A 17,432-nucleotide genomic window follows, 5' to 3' on the forward strand; every position below is an offset into this window, starting at 1 on the left:
GCAGGTCAGACCACGCAGTTCGGCCCGAGAAGGCTCTTGAGCTCGCCGTAGAGATCCGCCGTCACCGACACCGGGAACGGGATCTCGAAGAGCCGCGCGGTGTCGCCTCGGACGAGGCGCAAGCGCACCTCGTTGTCGCCCCGATGGCGGATGAGAACGTCGCCGAGCGCCTCCACGACCTCTGTCGTGGCGCGGTTCTCGGCGACCTGGATCACGAGCGGACCCGATCCGAGACTCGTGCCCGTGTCGGGCACGAACATGCTCGCCGCGTGCAGAGCCACACCGTCGTCGCGCTGGCTCACGCGCGCCCGCACGACGACGACCTGATCGGGAAGCAGACCGGGAGCGAACTCCTGGTAGGTCTTGCCGAGGAACATCACCTGCACCTCGCCCCCGAAGTCCTCGAGGGCGACCACGCCGTACGGGTTGCCGGAGGCACGGGCGGTGCGATGCTGCACACTCGTGAGGAGCCCGGCGACCGTGACGGTCTCACCGTCCTGGATGGTCTCGGAGGTCAGCAGCTCGGCGATCCCGACACTCGCGTGCTTCGCGAGGAGCACCTCGAGACCCGCGAGCGGGTGATCCGAGACGTAGAGGCCGAGCATCTCGCGCTCGAACGCGAGCTTGTCCTTCTTCGCCCACTCCGGTCGTGTGGGTACATGATCGACCGCCTCGGGTTCGTCCCACAGCGACTCGAAGTCGAATCCCACCTGGCCATTCGCCTCGTTGCGCTTCACCGAGACGGCCGACTCGACCGCCTCCTCGTGGATCTCGATGAGCGCCCGCCGCGAGGCCCCCATCTCATCGAACGCACCCGCCTTCACGAGCGACTCGATCGTGCGCTTGTTGAGCGCGCCGAGCGGCACCTTGCGCAGGAAGTCGTGGAAGGTCGTGAACGCGCCCTTCTCCTCGCGCGCGGCGCGGATCTGGTCGACGACGCCGAACCCGACATTGCGGACAGCACCCAAACCGAAGCGGATGTCGTCGCCGACGGCCGCGAAGAACCCGATGGACTCGTTGACATCCGGCGGCAGCACCTTGATGCCCATGCGACGGCACTCGTTCAGGTACATCGCGAGCTTGTCGCGGGCGTCGCCGACGCTCGTGAGGAGCGCCGCCATGTACTCGGCCGGGTAGTGCGCCTTCAAATACGCGGTCCAGTAGCTGAGGACGCCGTATGCGGCCGAGTGCGCCTTGTTGAAGGCGTAGTCGGAGAAGGGCAGCAGGATGTCCCAGAGGGTCTTGACCGCGGTCTCCGAGAAGCCGTTCTCCCGCATGCCTGCGGAGAAGCCCTCGTACTGCTTGTCGAGCTCGGACTTCTTCTTCTTACCCATCGCACGGCGCAGAATGTCGGCCTGGCCGAGGGTGAACCCTGCGACCCGCTGCGCGATCGCCATCACCTGCTCCTGGTAGATGATGAGGCCGTAGCTCGTGTCGAGGATGTCGCGCAGCGGTTCCTCGAGTTCCGGATGGATCGGGATGATGTCCTGCTGGCCGTTCTTGCGCAGCGCGTAGTTCGTGTGCGAGTTCGCGCCCATGGGACCCGGGCGGTAGAGGGCGATGACGGCCGAGATGTCCTCGAAGTTGTCGGGCTTCATGAGCCTCAGCAGCGACCGCATGGGCCCGCCGTCGAGCTGGAAGACCCCGAGGGTGTCGCCTCGTGCGAGCAGGTCGTAGGCGGCCGGATCGTCGAGGGCGAGCTCTTCGAGCACCGGGCGGAATCCGCGGTTCGCCTCGATGTTGTCGAGCGCGTCGTCGATGATCGTCAGGTTCCTCAGCCCGAGGAAGTCCATCTTGATCAGGCCGAGCGCCTCGGCGGCGGGGTAATCGAACTGCGTGACGATCTGGCCGTCCTGCTCCCGCTTCATGATCGGGATGATGTCGATGAGCGGCTCGCTCGACATGATGACGCCCGCCGCGTGGACGCCCCACTGCCGCTTGAGCCCCTCGAGTCCGCGCGCCGTCTCGAAGACCGTTCGCGCTTCCGGGTCGGACTCGAGCAGCGCCCGGAAGTCGCCCGCCTCCTTGTAGCGGTCGTGCGACGAGTCGACGATGCCGCCGAGCGGGATGTCCTTGCCCATGATCGCGGGCGGCATCGCCTTCGTGAGCTTCTCGCCCATCGAGAACGGGAATCCGAGCACGCGGCCCGAGTCCTTGAGCGCCTGCTTGGCCTTGATGGTGCCGTAGGTGACGATCTGGGCGACCCGCTCCTCACCGTACTTGTCGGTGACGTAGCGGATCACCTCACCGCGGCGACGTTCGTCGAAGTCCACATCGAAGTCGGGCATCGAGACGCGGTCGGGGTTGAGGAAGCGCTCGAAGATCAGGCCGTGCTGCAGCGGATCGAGGTCGGTGATCTTCATCGCATAGGCGGCCATGGACCCTGCACCCGAGCCACGGCCCGGACCGACACGGATGCCGTTGTCCTTGGACCAGTTGATGAAGTCCGCGACGACCAGGAAGTATCCAGGGAAGCCCATCTGCGTGATGACGCCGACCTCGTACTCGGCCTGCTTCCGCACCTCGTCCGGGATGCCCGTCGGGTAGCGATCGTGGAGACCGCGCTCGACCTCCTTGATGAACCAGGTCTCTTCCGTCTCACCTGCGGGGACCGGGTAGCGCGGCATGTAGTTGGCGCCGGTGTTGAACTCGACCTCGCACCGCTCGGCGATGAGCAGGGTGTTGTCGCAGGCGTCGGGGTGGTCGCGGAAGAGGTCGCGCATCTGCTGCGGCGTCTTCAGGTAGAAGTCCTGCGAATCGAACTTGAACCGGTTCGGGTCTTCGAGCGTCGAGCCCGACTGCACGCACAGCAGGATCTCGTGTGCCGACGCGTCGTGCGCGTGCGTGTAATGGAGGTCGTTCGTCGCGACGAGCGGGAGCCCGAGGTCTTTCGAAAGACGGATGAGGTCGCTCATGACGCGCTTCTCGATGCCGAGCCCGTGGTCCATGAGCTCGACGAAGAAGTTGTCCTTGCCGAAGATGTCGCGGAACTCCGCGGCCGCGTCGCGCGCGGCCTCGTATTGTCCGAGGCGCAGACGCGTCTGCACCTCGCCCGACGGACAGCCGGTCGTCGCGATGATGCCCTTCGCGTAGGTCTGCAGCAGCTCGCGATCCATGCGCGGCTTGAAGTAGTAGCCCTCGATCGACGCGAGGCTCGAGAGGCGGAACAGGTTGTGCATGCCCGCCGTGTTCTCGGCCCACATCGTCATGTGGGTGTAGGCGCCGGCACCCGAGACGTCGTCCTCTCCCCCGTTGCCCCAGCGCACCCGCGTCTTGTCGGTGCGGTGGGTGCCGGGCGTGAGGTAGGCCTCCGTGCCGATGATGGGCTTGACGCCCGCACCGCGGGCCTGCGACCAGAAGTCGAACGAGCCGAAGTTGTTGCCGTGGTCGGTCACCGCGATCGCTGGCATGCCCTGCTCGGAGACCGCCTTCATGAGGTCGCTCACGCGGGCGGCACCGTCGAGCATGCTGTACTCGCTGTGCACGTGCAGGTGCACGAAGGAATCGCTGCTCGTCACGCCTTCTCCGTCGGGGTCCGGCTTCCAGACTAATCGCCGCGGAGGACGTCGAGGGCCTGCTGGAGGTCGTCGGGATAGCGTGTCTCGAATTGCACGTATTCGAGGCTCGCCGGATGCCGGAATCCGAGCTTCACGGCGTGCAGCCACTGGCGTTCGAGGCCGACGCGCTGCGCCAGCACGGGGTCAGCGCCGTACAACAGATCGCCCACGCAGGGGTGCCGCTGGGCGGCCATGTGAACGCGGATCTGGTGGGTGCGCCCGGTCTCCAGGTGGATCTCGAGCAACGTTGCACGCGGCATCGCCTCGAGCGTGTCGTAGTGCGTCACCGCGTGCTTGCCATCGGCCGTGACGGCGAACTTCCAGCTCGAGGAGGGATGACGGCCGACGGGCGCATCGATCGTGCCCGAGAACGGATCCGGATGCCCTTGGACGGCCGCGTGATAGATCTTGTCGACCTCGCGGTCGTGGAAGGCGCGCTTGAGCGCGCTGTAGGCGCGCTCGCTCTTGGCGACGACCATGAGCCCGCTCGTGCCGACATCGAGACGGTGCACGATGCCCGCGCGTTCGGCCGCGCCCGACGTTGCGACGCGGTAGCCCGCGCCGGCGAGGGCGCCCAGCACGGTCGGGCCGTCCCATCCGGTCGCCGGGTGGGCCGCGACACCGACCGGCTTGTCGATCACGATGATGTCGTCGTCGTCGTGGACGACGGCGAATCCCGGGACGCGCTGCGGCACGATCGTCGGCTCGAGCCGCGGCGCCCACTCGACCTCGAGCCAGCCCGGGCGCATCCGATCCGACTTCTGGAGCACGCTGCCGTCGAGTCGCGCGCCCCCCGCCTCCAGCACCTCCGCGGCGAAGGTTCGCGAGAAGCCGAGCAGGCGCGCGAGCGCGGCGTCGGCGCGGTCTCCGACGAGTCCGTCGGGAACCGGCATGGCGCGGCTCTCCATCAGGGGTTCGTCGGCCGCTCGCCCGGCCCGTCCGAGGCATCAGTCGCGACGGCCGGTTCGTCGTCGGAGTGACGGCGACCGTCGAGACCGACACCGCGCAGCGTCAGCAGCAGGAAGAGACCCATCGCGCTCACGATGCCGACATCCGCGAGATTGAAGATGGCCGGGAAGCCCCAGATCTGGATGAAATCGACCACGTGGCCGACGCCGAAGCCCGGCTCTCGGAACAGCCGGTCCGTCACATTGCCGAGCGCTCCCCCGAGCAGGAGTCCGAGCATCACGGCCCAGGCAGTCGAGTGGATTCTGCGCGCGAACAACACGATCACGACGATCACGCCGAGCGCGACGATCGACAGGATCCAGGTGAACCCGCTCGCGAGCGAGAACGCGGCTCCCGAGTTGCGCACCGAGTTGAGCTGCAGCACCGGGCCGAGCACGGAGATCACCTCGCCGATCTCCATGCGCGTCACGACCAGGTACTTCGCCGCCTGATCGAGCAGATACACACCCGCAGCCACCGCCGCCAGCAAGAGGAGGGCGCGCACGCTCACACGTGCGCGCCCTCCTGCCTGCGGCGCGGGCTGCGGCTCAGTTGCCGCCAAGGCCCGGGTTGTCGGTGCGGGGCGCGTACGAGGGGTACTCGGACTGCGGAGGCTCGCTCTGCTGCGCCGGGTACTCGGGGCTCACCTGCGGAGCCGGGAACGCAGCGTAGGCCGGGGGCGACGAGGGGCTCGACGCCTGTCCGTAGGGGTCGGGGGCCGGGTACTCGGGTGCCGACGAGCCGTACTGCGGGCCGGAGGAGCTGTAGGCCGGAGCCGCCTCAGCAGGAGCCGGCTGGTCGCCGTACACGGGCGCCGAGGATCCGACAGCGGGCGTCTCGGCCGCCTCCGGAGTCGAGATCGGCGCGGAGGCGTCGAGCTCGTGCAGCTGGCTCTCGATGTAGCCGCGAAGCTGCTCGCGGTACTCCGACTCGAAGATGCGCAGCTCCTCGACTCGACGCTCGAGACCCTGGCGCTCCTGATCGAGGCTCTCGATGCGGGTCCGCTGCTGCGTCTCGGCATCCGAGACGATGCGCGCCGCGGTCGCGTGGCCCTCCGCGATGAGCTGATCGCGCTTCTCCATGCCCTCGCGCACGTGCTCCTCGTGGAGACGACGCGCGAGCTGCAGGAGGTTGTTGGTGTTGGTCTGGTCGATCGCACCGGCGTCCTGCGCACCGTACTCCGGAGCCGCAGAAGGCGCGGGAACGGGAGCGGCCGAGACGGGCGGGGCGGCCGGAACCGGCGCAGGCGCCGCGACGGGAGCCTGGCTCGCCGAGCGCTGCAGCTCGCTGATGCGCGCGTCCGAGGCGACGAGACGCTGGCGCAGCTCCTCGTTCTCCTGATTCAGGCGGCGCAACTCGACGACGACCTCGTCGAGGAAGTCATCGACCTCGTCCTGGTCGTACCCCTCACGGAACTTCGTGGGATTGAAACGCTTGTTGACGACGTCTTCCGGCGTCAGGGCCATGACCGCACCTCGATTGCTTTGCTCATCCGGTTCAGCGAATCCTCCCACCGTAGCAAGCTTCAGCCACGAGTCGAAGGTGCGCCGGTGACCAGATTACATCCGCGGAACGCACTCGACCCCGGCCTCCGCGATCCGGATGTGGATGCGCGGAAACCGGGGTCGAAGACGCGTAACTCTCAGCTCGTGAAGAAGCCCGCGTCGACGTCGGTTTCGGCCTCTGCCTGCTCGCCGCTGACCGCGACATGCTCGGGCGAGAGCAGGAAGACCTTGCTCGTCACGCGCTCGATCTTGCCGTACAGACCCATCGACAGGCCGCTCGCGAAATCGATGAGACGGCGGGCCTCGGGCTCGCTCATCTGCGACAGGTTGATGATCACGGGCACTCCCTCGCGGAAGCTCTCGGCGATCGTCTGGGCGTCCTTGTAGTGGCGCGGGTGGACCGTGAGGATCTCGCTCATCGCTGCCGGCGCGGGGGCCGGGGCGGCCGCACGACGCAGCGGCGTCACCGGGGCCGGACGGGACGGCGCAGGAGCGCTCGCGGCGGCGGGCGTGTGAGTGTGCGCGTGGGTCGCCTCAGGCGCGACGTCGTCGTACTCCTCGTCGGCCAGGCCGAGGTAGACCATCGTCTTGCGCAGCGGGTTCGCCATGTCATCCTCCGGATCTCGTGGTTCTGCCCCGAGATTAACCGGCGTCGGGCCGCTTTCCCGTGATTGCCGTGCCGATGCGCAGGTGTGTCGCGCCCTCGCGGATCGCGACCGCGTAGTCGCCCGACATGCCCGCCGAGATCCGGTCGGCATCCGGAGCGAGCGAGCGAATCCGCTCGGACACCTCTCGCAAGCGCGCGAACGCCGGAGCGGGATCCTCCCCGAGCGGCGCGACGGCCATGACCCCGGCGAGGCGGATGCCGGGGGCGGCGAGGACGCGGTCGGCGAGGCGCTCGGCATCCGCCGGATCCGCGCCGCCACGACCGGGGCTACCGGACAGGTCGATCTGCAGGAAGCCCTCGATCTCGCGCCCGTCGTCCGATGCGATCGCGTCGATCACCGACGGCCGATCGAGGGAGTGTACGGCGTGGGCGTAGGCGCGTACCGCGCGGGCCTTGTTGCTCTGCAGCTGGCCCACGAAGTGCCAGCGAACGTCGAGATCGGAGGTCTCTGCGGCCTTCGCCTGAGCCTCCTGGTGGCGGTTCTCTCCGACGTCGCGCACTCCGAGCTCAGCAAGGTCGCGCACGAGCGCCGCCGGGTGGAACTTCGTGACGACGATCCGCGTCACCTCCGCGGGGTCGCGGCCCGCGGCGCGCGCGGCATCCGCGATCCCGGCATCGACCTGGGCGAGTCGGGCGGCGAGATCCGGGTCGGACGGCACTTACTTCAGGAAGTCGGGGATGTCGAGATCCGCGTCGTCTTCGAGGTCGTCGAGCGCGGAGACCACGGGGACCTCGGGCTCTCGCGCCCATCCCTCGGAGATCGCCTCGGTCTCGCCGTCGGCCGCGACAACACCCACCGACACGGGGACCGGCGCCTCGACGAAGCTGCTGCGCCGCTCCTGCGAGGGACGGCTCGTGGGCTCGCCTCCGTCGAAGCCCGCCGCGATCACGGTCACCCGCACCTCGTCGCCGAGCGTGTCGTCGATGACGGCGCCGAAGATGATGTTCGCCTCCGGGTGCACAGCCTCTTGCACGAGCCGGGCCGCGTCGTTGATCTCGAAGATGCCGAGGTTCGAGCCACCCTGGATCGAGAGCAGTACGCCGTGCGCTCCGTCGATGGATGCCTCGAGCAGCGGCGACGCGACGGCGAGCTCCGCAGCCTTGATCGCACGGTCGGCTCCCCGACTCGCTCCGATACCCATGAGGGCCGAGCCGGCCCCCTGCATGACCGACTTCACGTCGGCGAAGTCGAGGTTGATGAGCCCGGGGGTCGTGATGAGGTCGGTGATGCCCTGGACACCGGCGAGGAGCACCTGGTCGGCGGTCGAGAAGGCTTCGAGCATGCTGATGCCGCGGTCGCTGATCTCGAGGAGGCGGTCGTTCGGCACGACGATGAGCGTGTCGACCTCGTTCTTGAGTGTCGAGACCCCGAGCTCGGCCTGCGCCTGACGGCGCTTGCCCTCGAACCCGAAGGGCTTCGTCACGACACCGATCGTGAGGGCGCCGATCGACTTGGCGATCCGTGCCACGACCGGGGCACCGCCCGTGCCGGTGCCGCCTCCCTCTCCCGCGGTCACGAAGACCATGTCGGCACCCGCGAGGGCCTCTTCGATCTCTTCCGCGTGGTCCTCGGCGGCACGGCGACCCACCTCGGGGTCGGCGCCCGCGCCGAGTCCGCGGGTGAGCTCGCGCCCGACGTCGAGCTTGACGTCCGCGTCGCTCATGAGGAGCGCCTGCGCGTCGGTGTTGATGGCGATGAACTCGACTCCGCGGAGGCCGAGCTCGATCATGCGGTTCACCGCGTTCACGCCACCGCCGCCGATGCCGACCACCTTGATCACGGCGAGGTAGTTCTGGTTCGATGTCACGTCGGGCCTCCAGGAGCGAAACCTTCAACCTCTACTTGAGGTCTAGAGTCTTTCTCAGTACTCTGATGTGCCTCACGGTAAGCGTGCGTGAGGGTCCCGATGGCCGCGACACCCCGCGTGTCGCGAAACGAAGCGACACTCAGCGTGAGCGGAAGACCGCCGTGCCCGGTGCGGAGACGTCATACTCCCCCGGGCCGCTGCCCCCGTGGATCTTGATCAGCGCAGCGAGCACGCGGCCCTTGTGCTCAGAGCTCTCCGCGCCACCCCAGACCACCGTCTGCTTCGACTTCGCGAGCGTGAGAGTGACGTCGTCGCGCGTCGATGCCGTCACCTGGGTGACCTTCTCGCGCACACTGTCGGGCAACGCCAAGATCACCTGCGCAGCCGAGGCGAAGGCGGCCGAGGTGACGTCATCGTCGGGAACCTTGACGACCGGCATGCCCGACGCCTTCTTCGGCGTGTTCTGGATCACCACACCCGCCGCATCCACCAGATCGAACGACCCGTCGGCGCGGGCGATCGTGCCGAGCGGGGTGCGCTCGGTGACCTCCACGAGCAGCGTGCCCGGGGGCAGCAGCTCGATCGAGTAGCTGCGGATGAGCGTGAACTTGCCGAGCTCGTCGCGGATCCGCCCCTCGTCGAGCAGCGCGAGCGGAACCCCCATCTGCCCGTCGATCGCGTCGACGAGCTGAGCGGGATCGAGCCGCGATGTGCCCTCGATCTGAATGTCGCGCAGTGCCAGCAGCGGCGAGTAGACCGCGCCGAAGCTCAGCCCGACGAGCATCGCGACGAGACCGAGCCCCGTCGCCCACGCGACGCGTCTCCGCCGTGCGCGACGGGTGAAGCGGCTCATCTCACGGCGCTCCTGCCGCCGACGGGCCCGTTGCGCGGCACGCAGCTCCGCCGCCGCCGTGCGGTCAGCCGACGGGCGCGGCGGGCGTGGCGCGCGCGCGGGGCGGGCCTTCGGCGGGGTCTCGGGGGTCGCCGTACGCGTGGGGGCCGCCGATGCCGACGGCCGCGCGGGCGCGGGTGCGCCGGAACGATGGGGGGCGCCCGCGACGCGCGGGGTTCGGCGAGTGCGCGGCTCCTCCGCCTTCTCGGCGGCGGGCGGGTCGAAACCCTCGGGCCGTCTCACCGGCGCCCCGTCACACCTGCTCCGCGCCGAGCGCGTCGAGCACCTGCGGGATGATCCGGTAGACGTCGCCGCAGCTGAGCGTCATGACGAGGTCACCGGGCTGCGCGATCTCGGCCACCCGATCCGCCGCAGCCTGCCAGTCGGGCAGGAAGTCGACACCCGACGGATCCGCGAAACGGTCGGCGACGAGGGCGCCCGTGACGCCCGGCTCCGGATCCTCCCGGGCGCCGAACACGTCGAGCACGACTGTGTGATCGGCGAGCCTCTCGTACACCTCGGCGAACTGACCCGCCATCATCCGGGTCCGGCTGTAGAGGTGCGGCTGATGGATCGCGATGACGCGACCCGTTCCCACCACGGAGCGCGCCGTGCGCAGCGCCGCCTCGACCTCGGTCGGATGGTGCGCGTAGTCGTCGTAGACCCGAACACCGCGCACCTCGCCGTGCAGCTCGAAGCGGCGACCCGTGCCCTCGAAGACCTCGAGTCCCGCGACGATCCGCTCGGGCTCGAACCCCAACTCGGCGAGCACCGCGAAGGCCCCCGCCGCGTTCACCGCGTTGTGCGGCCCCGGCACGGCGAGCCTCACCGGCAGATCACGCCCACCAGCGCGGATCGTGAAGGCGACGGGGCCGTCGGCGACGACATCACGCACCTGCACGTCGGCGGTGTCCGCGAACCCGAAGGTGACGACGCGCTTGCCATCGAGGCGCGCGGTCACCGCGAGAGTCCCGGGGTCATCGCTCGAGGCCACGACGAACTCCGTCGCCTCCTGGGCGAAGCGCACGAAGGCGTCCTCGAACGCCTCCTGGCTTCCGTAGTGGTCGAGGTGATCGGCGTCGACGTTCGTGATGAGGGCGACCGCCGTGTCGTAGAGCAGGAACGAGCCATCGGACTCGTCGGCCTCGACGACGAACAGATCGCCCGAGCCGTAGCCCGAGCTGCGGCCGTAGCCCGAGATCACTCCGCCGTTGACGAAGCCGGGGTCGGCGCCGAGCTCACGAAGTGCGGTGACGATCATCCCCGTCGAGGTCGTCTTGCCGTGAGCACCCGCGACCGAGACGAGCCGGTGCGAGCGGATGAGCCAGTTGAGCGCCTGCGAGCGGTGCAGCACCGGGATGCCGGTTTCGAGTGCCCTCTGGTACTCCGGGTTGTCCTGCCACAGCGCGCCCGTCACAACGAGCGTGTCGGCATCGCCGACGTTCGCCGCGTCGTGTCCGATCGACACGGTCGCACCGGCTGCGCGCAGCTCCGCCACAGTCGCCGAGTCGCGCACGTCCGACCCCGTCACGCGGTGGCCGGCGTCGAGGAGCAGGCGGGCGATGCCGCTCATGCCCGAGCCGCCGATGCCTACGAAGTGCACCGCCCCGAGCTCGTCGGGAAGCTCCTGGTCGAGGTCGGGTTTGATCATCCTGCCAACGCTACCTCTCGCCTGAGCCGCTCGCGGGCATCGCCGCCCGAGCCTCGAGCACGAGGTCGACGAGCCGGTCTGCGCCGTCCAGTCGACCGGTCGTGAGGATGCGTGCCGCCATGTCGGCGATGAGCGCCGGGTTCTCGAGCATCCGCACGAGCGTGTCGCGCACCCACGCCTCGTCGAAGTCGGCGTCGTCGACGAGCAGCGCGCCGCCCGCGTCGACCGCATCGCGAGCATTGAACCGCTGCTCGCCGTTGCCGACCGCATACGGCACGAACACGGCCGGGATTCCGAGAGCCGAGAGCTCGCTCACGGTGGCCGAGCCGGCGCGAGAGACCGCGAGGTCGGCCGCGGCGAGGGCGAGGTCCATCCGGTCGCAGTAGGTGAGGATGCGATAGCCCGCGAGGCCCGGGTCGTCAACCGGCGAGCGGTCGCCCGTGATGTGCAGCACCTGCCAGCCTGCCGTGAGAATCGCATCGATCGCGCTCGAGACGCCCTGGTTGAGTCGCCGCGCCCCGAGCGATCCGCCTGTTACGAGCAGCGTGGGCACGCCGGGTTCGAGGCCGAACATGGTCAACGCCTCGGGTCGGGCGGTGAAGCGGTCGAGCGTCTCGATCTCGCGACGAAGGGGAAGGCCGACGATCCGCCCGCCGCGAATCCGCGTCGACGGGAAGACGGTGCCCACATACGGGGTGAGCCGCGCGCCGTAGCGGTTCGCGATCCCCGGTCGGGCGTTCGCCTCGTGGATCACGAGCGGGACGCCCTCGGCACGCGCCGCGGCATACGCCGGGGCGGCCGCGTAGCCGCCGAAGCCCACCACCGCGTCCACTCCCCGCTCGCTCAGGATGCTGCGGGTCAGGGCGACGCTCGCCCGCCACCGCCCGGGGAAGCGCAGGGCGTCGCCGTTCGGTCGACGCGGGAATGGCAGCCGCGGCACGGTGACGAGCTCGTAGCCGCGCTGCGGCACGAGGCGCGCCTCGAGGCCCTCGGCGGTGCCGAGCACGAGCACCTCGGCATCGGGCTCACGCTCGCGGAGCCGGTCGGCTGTCGCCAGCAGCGGATTGACGTGGCCGGCGGTCCCACCCCCGGCCATGAGATAGACGGTCACCGCAGCTGCTCCCGGGCGCGAGGGTCGTGACGGGCGAACGACAGGACGATGCCCACCGCGAGGAGGGTGGTCACGAGCGAGGAGCCGCCCGCCGAGATGAACGGCAGCGGCACACCCAGCACGGGAAGGAGCCCGAGGACCACCGCGATGTTGACGAACGCCTGCCCGATGATCCAGATCATCGCGATCGCGGTCGCGAGCTTCGCATACGGATCGACCTGGCGACGGATGATGCGCACGAAGCAGATCGCCAATACCACGAACAACGCCACGACGAGCAGGGCACCGATGAGCCCGAGCTCCTCTCCGATGACGGCGAAGATGAAGTCCGTCTCGGCCTCCGGGAGCCAACTCCACTTGGCGGTCGAATTGCCGAGCCCGACGCCGAAGATCCCGCCGTCGCCGAGCGCCTGCCATCCCTGCAGCGTCTGGTAGCAGTAGCGGCTCGCGATGTCGGTGCAACCCTCGAACCAGACCGCGAAGCGCTCGCTCCGCGAGTCGCTCGCCTGCACGGCGATCGCGGCTCCGAGCGAACCCACGATCGTGATGAGCGACACGATGCTGAGCCGCACACCGCCGAAGTAGAGCGAGCCGAGCACCATGGCCGCGAGGATCACCGTGGTGCCGAGGTCGTTTCCGAGCATGACGAGCATGATGCCCGCCACCGCGGGAGCGAGCGGCAGCGCGTACTCCCGCCAGTCCGCTCGCCGCCAGTCGTTGATGATGGGCGCGACGCGCGTGACCACGAGAGCCAGCCAGACGACGAACCCGAGCTTGATGAGCTCGGAGGGCTGCAGGCTGAACCCTCCGATGTAGAGCCAGTTGTTGTTGTAGAGGCTCTGCCCCGCGCCGACGACTACCACGACCGCCTGCAGCACGAGCGCGCCGATGATGAGGTGCCAGGCCCACCTCCGCCAGAACGATCGCGGCGCCCGCGCGGCGATCAGCATGAGCGGCACACCGATGAGCGCGAGGATCGCCTGCCGGCTTGCGCGGGCGAAGAAGTCGCCGTCACTCACCCACGACTCGATCGACGACGACGACAACACCATCACGAGCCCGAAGACGACGAGGAACAGCGTGGTTCCGAGAAGGAGGAAGTACTCCGGCGTCTCGGCGGCGAAGATGCGGCGGACGACGACGCGCGCGGCCGGGCCGCGGCGGGTCTCGTCAGCTGTCGCCGACGGGTCCGGATCCGGGGGCGGGTTCGGTCGGGAGGGCCGGGTCGTGGTCACCGTCTCCCCCTTCCAGGTGCCTGCGGACCGCTGCGGCGAAGCGTCGGCCCCGATCCGCGTAGTCCGTGAACTGATCCATGGAGGCCGCCGCCGGAGCGAGGAGCACCACATCGCCCTCACGGGCGACGGATGCGGCCGCGCGCACGGCGGCGGACATCACATCCTCAGTCTCCGATCCCTCGACCTCGACGACCGACACGCCGGGCGCGTGTCGCTGGAACGCGAGGCGCAGGGCCGAGCGATCGGCGCCGATCAAGATCGCCGCACGCAGCCGGGATGCGTGGCGCTCGACGAGCGGGGCGGGGTCGACGCCCTTCAGCAGGCCGCCTGCGATCCAGACCACCGACTCGGACGCGCGCAGGGCCGCATCGGCCGCGTGCGCATTGGTGGCCTTGGAGTCGTCGATCCAGCTCACACCGGAGGCGACGGCCACGAGCTCGGTGCGGTGGGCATCCATCCGGAAGCTGCGCACCGCGTCGCGGATCCGCGCCGGCTCGACACCCGCCGCGCGGGCGAGTGCTGCCGCGGCGAGCACGTTGGCGACCGAGTGCGGCGCGCCGAGTCCCGCTTCGCGCAGCTCGTCGAGCGTCGCGAGTTCGAGGGCATGGCTGCGCCGCTCCTCGAGGAACGCGCGATCGACCAGAACATCCTCGACGAGCCCGAGATCGCTCGGCCCCGGGATGCCGAGGCCGAAGCCGATGGCGCGGCAGCCCTCCTGAACCTCGGCGTCCTCGACGAGTTCTCTCGTCGCGAGATCGCCGGTGTTGTAGACGCACGCGGCCCGCGTGTTCGCGTAGACGCGCCCCTTCGCGGCGACGTACGCCTCGCGCGAGCCGTGCCAGTCCAGATGATCGTCGGCGATGTTGAGGCAGACGCTCGCGAGCGGAGCGAGCTCACCTCCCGGATTCCGGTGGGCCCAGTGCAGCTGGTAGCTCGACAGCTCCACCACCAGCACGTCGAAGCCGCCCGGATCACGGATCGCGTCGAGCACCGGGATACCGATGTTGCCCGCCGGGGCGGCGCGCAGGCCGCCAGCGACGAGCATGTGCGCCGTGAGCTGGGTGGTGGTGGTCTTGCCGTTCGTGCCCGTGACGAGGATCCACTCCGCCGGGCTGCCATCCGCACGCGTGACCTTGTCGCGGAGTCGCCACGCGAGCTCGATGTCGCCCCACACGGGCACCCCCGCCTGCGCCGCCCACTCCAGAAGCGGGTGATCCGGGTGATATCCGGGCGACACGACCACGAGTTCCGGGGCGAACTCGAGAAGCTCGTCGGGCGCGCCCTGATCGTCGGGATGCTCGAGGAAACGCGCCCCGATCACCTCGAGAAGAGACAGGTGCTCCTCGCTCCCGCGTGCAGCGAGCACGAGCACGTGGGCGCCGAGCTCGGTCAGGGTATCCGCGACCGAGAAGCCCGTGACCCCGAGCCCGAGGACGGCGACTCGCAGCCCCGACCAGTCGGCACGCCAGCTGGTCAGGCGCTCCGTCCGGGCGCTCAGCGGCTGATCCATTCGAGGTAGAACGCCCCGACACCCGCCGCGACGAACAGCGCGGCGATGATCCAGAAGCGCACGACGACCGTGATCTCGGCCCACCCCTTCAGCTCGAAGTGGTGATGCAGCGGACTCATGAGGAACACGCGTCTGCCCGTGCCGTATCTCCACTTCGTGAGCTTGAAGTACGCACGCTGGATGATGACCGATCCGGTGGTCACGAGGAACAGCCCACCGATGAGGATGAGCAGCAACTCCGTGCGGCTGAGGATCGCGAGCGCGGCGAGCGAGCCGCCGAGCGCGAGCGAGCCCGTGTCACCCATGAACAGCTGGGCGGGCGAGGTGTTCCACCAGAGGAAGCCGATGAGCGCTCCGGCGATCGCCGCGGCGACGACCGCGAGGTCCATCGGATCGCGCACGTCGTAGCACTTGTACTTCACGGCCTCATCGATGTTGATGTTGAAGCACGACTGGTTGAACTGCCAGAACCCGATGAAGATGTAGGCCGAGATCGCGAAGATCGAGGCGCCACTCGCGAGGCCGTCGAGGCCATCGGCGACGTTGACACCGTTCGACGCGGACACGGTGATCAGGTTCACCCAGATGAGGAACAGGATCACGCCGATCACCGGACCGAACGCGAAGAGGTCGAGCCAGTGGATGTCGCGTACGCCCGAGATGTACGTCGAGGCCGGCGTGACGCCGTTCTCATCGGGGAAGTTCATCGCGAGCACCGCGAACACGGTCGCGACGATCGCCTGCCCGGCGATCTTCGACCATCCGCCGAGCCCGAGGCTGCGCTGCTTGCGGGTCTTCAGGAAGTCGTCGAGGAAGCCGACGAGACCGAGCCCCACCATCATGCCGAGCACGAGCGTCGCGACCATCGTGAGCGGCGCCTCGGCCACGAGATGACCCACGAGGTAGCCGAGCACCGTGCCGATGATGAAGACGATGCCGCCCATCGTCGGCGTTCCGCGCTTCGTGTGGTGCGACTGCGGACCGTCGTCGCGGATGAACTGACCCCAGCCCAACCGGCGGAAGAGGCGGATCCACAGCGGCGTCGTGAAGAGCGTGAAGACGAGCGAGAACGCGCCCGCGACGAGGAGCGCGATCACGAGGTCGCCCCATCGGCGGCGATGCGATCGCCGAGATGACGGAGCCCCGCGGAGTTGGACGACTTCACGAGCACGATGTCACCAGGGCGGAGCGTCTCACGGAGCACATCGTAAGCGGCGTCGGCGTCATCCACGAACACCGACTCCCCGTCCCACGAGCCCTCGAGGCCGGCGGCCGCATGGATGTGGCGGGCGCGTTCCCCCACGACGACGAGCTGACGGATGTCGAGACGCACCGCCAGCCGCCCGATCCGATCGTGCTCCTCTTGGGCGAGCTCGCCCAGCTCCGCCATCTCGCCGAGCACGGCGACGGTGCGTCGATCGTCGGCGCGCGCGATCTGCGCGAGGGTCTTGAGCGCGGCAGCGACGGAGTCGGGGCTCGCGTTGTACGCGTCGTTGACGATCGTGACGCCGTCCGCCCGCTGAGTGACCTCCATGCGCCACCGCTCAGCGCGCTCGAGGCGCTCGAGCGCCCCGACGGCCCGATCGAGGTCGACACCGAGCTCGCGCGCGACCGCCAACGCCGCCAGCGCGTTCATGACGTGGTGCTCGCCGAGGATCTGCAGCTGCACCGCGCGTCGCACGTCGTCGACCACGAGGGTGAAGGAGGTGCCGGCGGCAGTCGCCTCGACAGCCTCCGCGCGCACCTCGGCGCCCCGCGAGAGACCGAAGGTGACGACCCGCGCCGCCGTGCGGCCCGCCATCCGCGCGACGCGCTCGTCGTCGGCGTTGAGGATCGCCACGGCGCTCGCCGGAAGGTCGACGACCATCTCGGCCTTCGCCTGTTCGGTGGCATCGATCCCGCCGAAGCCGCCCGCGTGCGCAAGGCCGACCTTCAGCACCACGCCGATGTCGGGACGCGCGATGGAGACGAGTCGAGCGATCCGTCCCGGTCCGCTCGCGCCCATCTCGACGACGAGGTATCGCGTGTCGTCATCGATGCGGAGCATCGAGATCGGCGCACCGACCTGGTTGTTGAAGGAATCGCGGGGTGCGACCGTGGGAGCTTCGGCGGCGAGGATCTCGCGGAGCATGTTCTTGGTCGTCGTCTTGCCGTTGGAGCCCGTGATCCCGACTACCTCCAGGGCGCCACCCGTGCGCACGCGCGCGACGACCTCCCGCGCCAGCGAGCCGAGCGCGTCGAGACCGTCGGCGACGACGAGCTGCGGCACCTCCAGGTCGAGCCTCCCGCGGCAGATCACGGCCGCGGCGCCCGCCTCGACCGCAGCGGGCGCGAAGAGATGCCCATCGGTCACCTCACCCGGCAGCGCCACGAAGATCGATCCCGGCTGCACGAGACGCGAATCCGTCTCGACGCTGCCCGCGACCACGGCGTCGGGGGCGATCCCCGCCGGGAGCAGCAGCTCCGCGTCCAGCAGTTCGGCGAGCTCTTCGAGCCGGAACGGGATCATGCACTCTCCTCGGTTGCGGCGCGCGCGCACCGCGGCGCC

General features: G+C 69.3%; 14 protein-coding genes. All 14 read right to left on the bottom strand.

From position 1 onward, the window contains the following. Positions 1-5 precede the first annotated feature (5 nt). The 14 genes from dnaE to murF all read right to left on the bottom strand — a co-directional run bounded on the left by dnaE (position 6) and on the right by murF (position 17,393). The gene (dnaE, locus tag FVQ89_RS12815) at positions 6-3,467 is read right to left on the bottom strand and encodes a DNA polymerase III subunit alpha (protein WP_370454481.1); all 3,462 of its coding nucleotides are present in this window, start codon (positions 3,465-3,467) and stop codon (positions 6-8) included. Positions 3,468-3,547: 80 nt separating this feature from the next. After that, the gene (locus tag FVQ89_RS12820; RefSeq protein WP_147902306.1) at positions 3,548-4,465 is read right to left on the bottom strand and encodes an RluA family pseudouridine synthase; all 918 of its coding nucleotides are present in this window, start codon (positions 4,463-4,465) and stop codon (positions 3,548-3,550) included. Continuing rightward, on the bottom strand, positions 4,465-5,016 hold the full coding sequence (gene lspA / locus FVQ89_RS12825; RefSeq protein WP_255513599.1) for a signal peptidase II: 552 nt from the start codon (positions 5,014-5,016) through the stop codon (positions 4,465-4,467). The genes FVQ89_RS12820 and lspA overlap by 1 nt, the downstream gene beginning before the upstream one ends. 37 nt (positions 5,017-5,053) lie before the next feature. After that, the gene (locus FVQ89_RS12830; RefSeq protein ID WP_147902307.1) at positions 5,054-5,971 is read right to left on the bottom strand and encodes a DivIVA domain-containing protein; all 918 of its coding nucleotides are present in this window, start codon (positions 5,969-5,971) and stop codon (positions 5,054-5,056) included. 176 nt (positions 5,972-6,147) lie between these two features. After that, entirely contained in the window at positions 6,148-6,618 is a 471-nt protein-coding gene (locus tag FVQ89_RS12835) for a cell division protein SepF (protein ID WP_147902308.1), read from the bottom strand. Between the two features lie 34 nt (positions 6,619-6,652). Next, positions 6,653-7,336, bottom strand: coding sequence for a YggS family pyridoxal phosphate-dependent enzyme (locus FVQ89_RS12840; RefSeq protein WP_147902309.1), 684 nt, complete (start codon positions 7,334-7,336; stop codon positions 6,653-6,655). After that, positions 7,337-8,485, bottom strand: a complete 1,149-nt coding sequence (ftsZ, locus tag FVQ89_RS12845) for a cell division protein FtsZ (protein WP_147902310.1) — start codon at positions 8,483-8,485, stop codon at positions 7,337-7,339. Between the two features lie 139 nt (positions 8,486-8,624). Continuing rightward, positions 8,625-9,338, bottom strand: a complete 714-nt coding sequence (locus FVQ89_RS12850; protein ID WP_187265024.1) for an FtsQ-type POTRA domain-containing protein — start codon at positions 9,336-9,338, stop codon at positions 8,625-8,627. Between the two features lie 292 nt (positions 9,339-9,630). After that, complete coding sequence (gene murC, locus FVQ89_RS12855) at positions 9,631-11,028, bottom strand: UDP-N-acetylmuramate--L-alanine ligase (RefSeq protein ID WP_147902312.1); 1,398 nt, start codon at positions 11,026-11,028, stop codon at positions 9,631-9,633. 10 nt (positions 11,029-11,038) lie between these two features. Continuing rightward, positions 11,039-12,139 carry a glycosyltransferase gene (locus FVQ89_RS12860; protein ID WP_147902313.1) on the bottom strand — a complete coding sequence of 367 codons (1,101 nt, stop codon included), beginning with the start codon at positions 12,137-12,139 and terminating at the stop codon, positions 11,039-11,041. Further along, positions 12,136-13,374 carry a putative lipid II flippase FtsW gene (gene ftsW, locus FVQ89_RS12865; RefSeq protein WP_147902314.1) on the bottom strand — a complete coding sequence of 413 codons (1,239 nt, stop codon included), beginning with the start codon at positions 13,372-13,374 and terminating at the stop codon, positions 12,136-12,138. Before ftsW ends, FVQ89_RS12860 begins: the two co-directional genes overlap by 4 nt. Continuing rightward, the gene (murD, locus tag FVQ89_RS12870; RefSeq protein WP_147902315.1) at positions 13,310-14,884 is read right to left on the bottom strand and encodes a UDP-N-acetylmuramoyl-L-alanine--D-glutamate ligase; all 1,575 of its coding nucleotides are present in this window, start codon (positions 14,882-14,884) and stop codon (positions 13,310-13,312) included. The genes ftsW and murD overlap by 65 nt, the downstream gene beginning before the upstream one ends. After that, entirely contained in the window at positions 14,869-15,981 is a 1,113-nt protein-coding gene (gene mraY, locus FVQ89_RS12875; RefSeq protein WP_147902316.1) for a phospho-N-acetylmuramoyl-pentapeptide-transferase, read from the bottom strand. The genes murD and mraY overlap by 16 nt, the downstream gene beginning before the upstream one ends. Further along, positions 15,978-17,393: a UDP-N-acetylmuramoyl-tripeptide--D-alanyl-D-alanine ligase gene (murF, locus tag FVQ89_RS12880; protein ID WP_147902317.1), complete on the bottom strand. Its 1,416-nt coding sequence runs from the start codon at positions 17,391-17,393 to the stop codon at positions 15,978-15,980. Before murF ends, mraY begins: the two co-directional genes overlap by 4 nt. Positions 17,394-17,432 lie beyond the last annotated feature (39 nt).

Source organism: Homoserinibacter sp. GY 40078 (assembly GCF_008017545.1).
Lineage (GTDB): Bacteria > Actinomycetota > Actinomycetes > Actinomycetales > Microbacteriaceae > Homoserinibacter.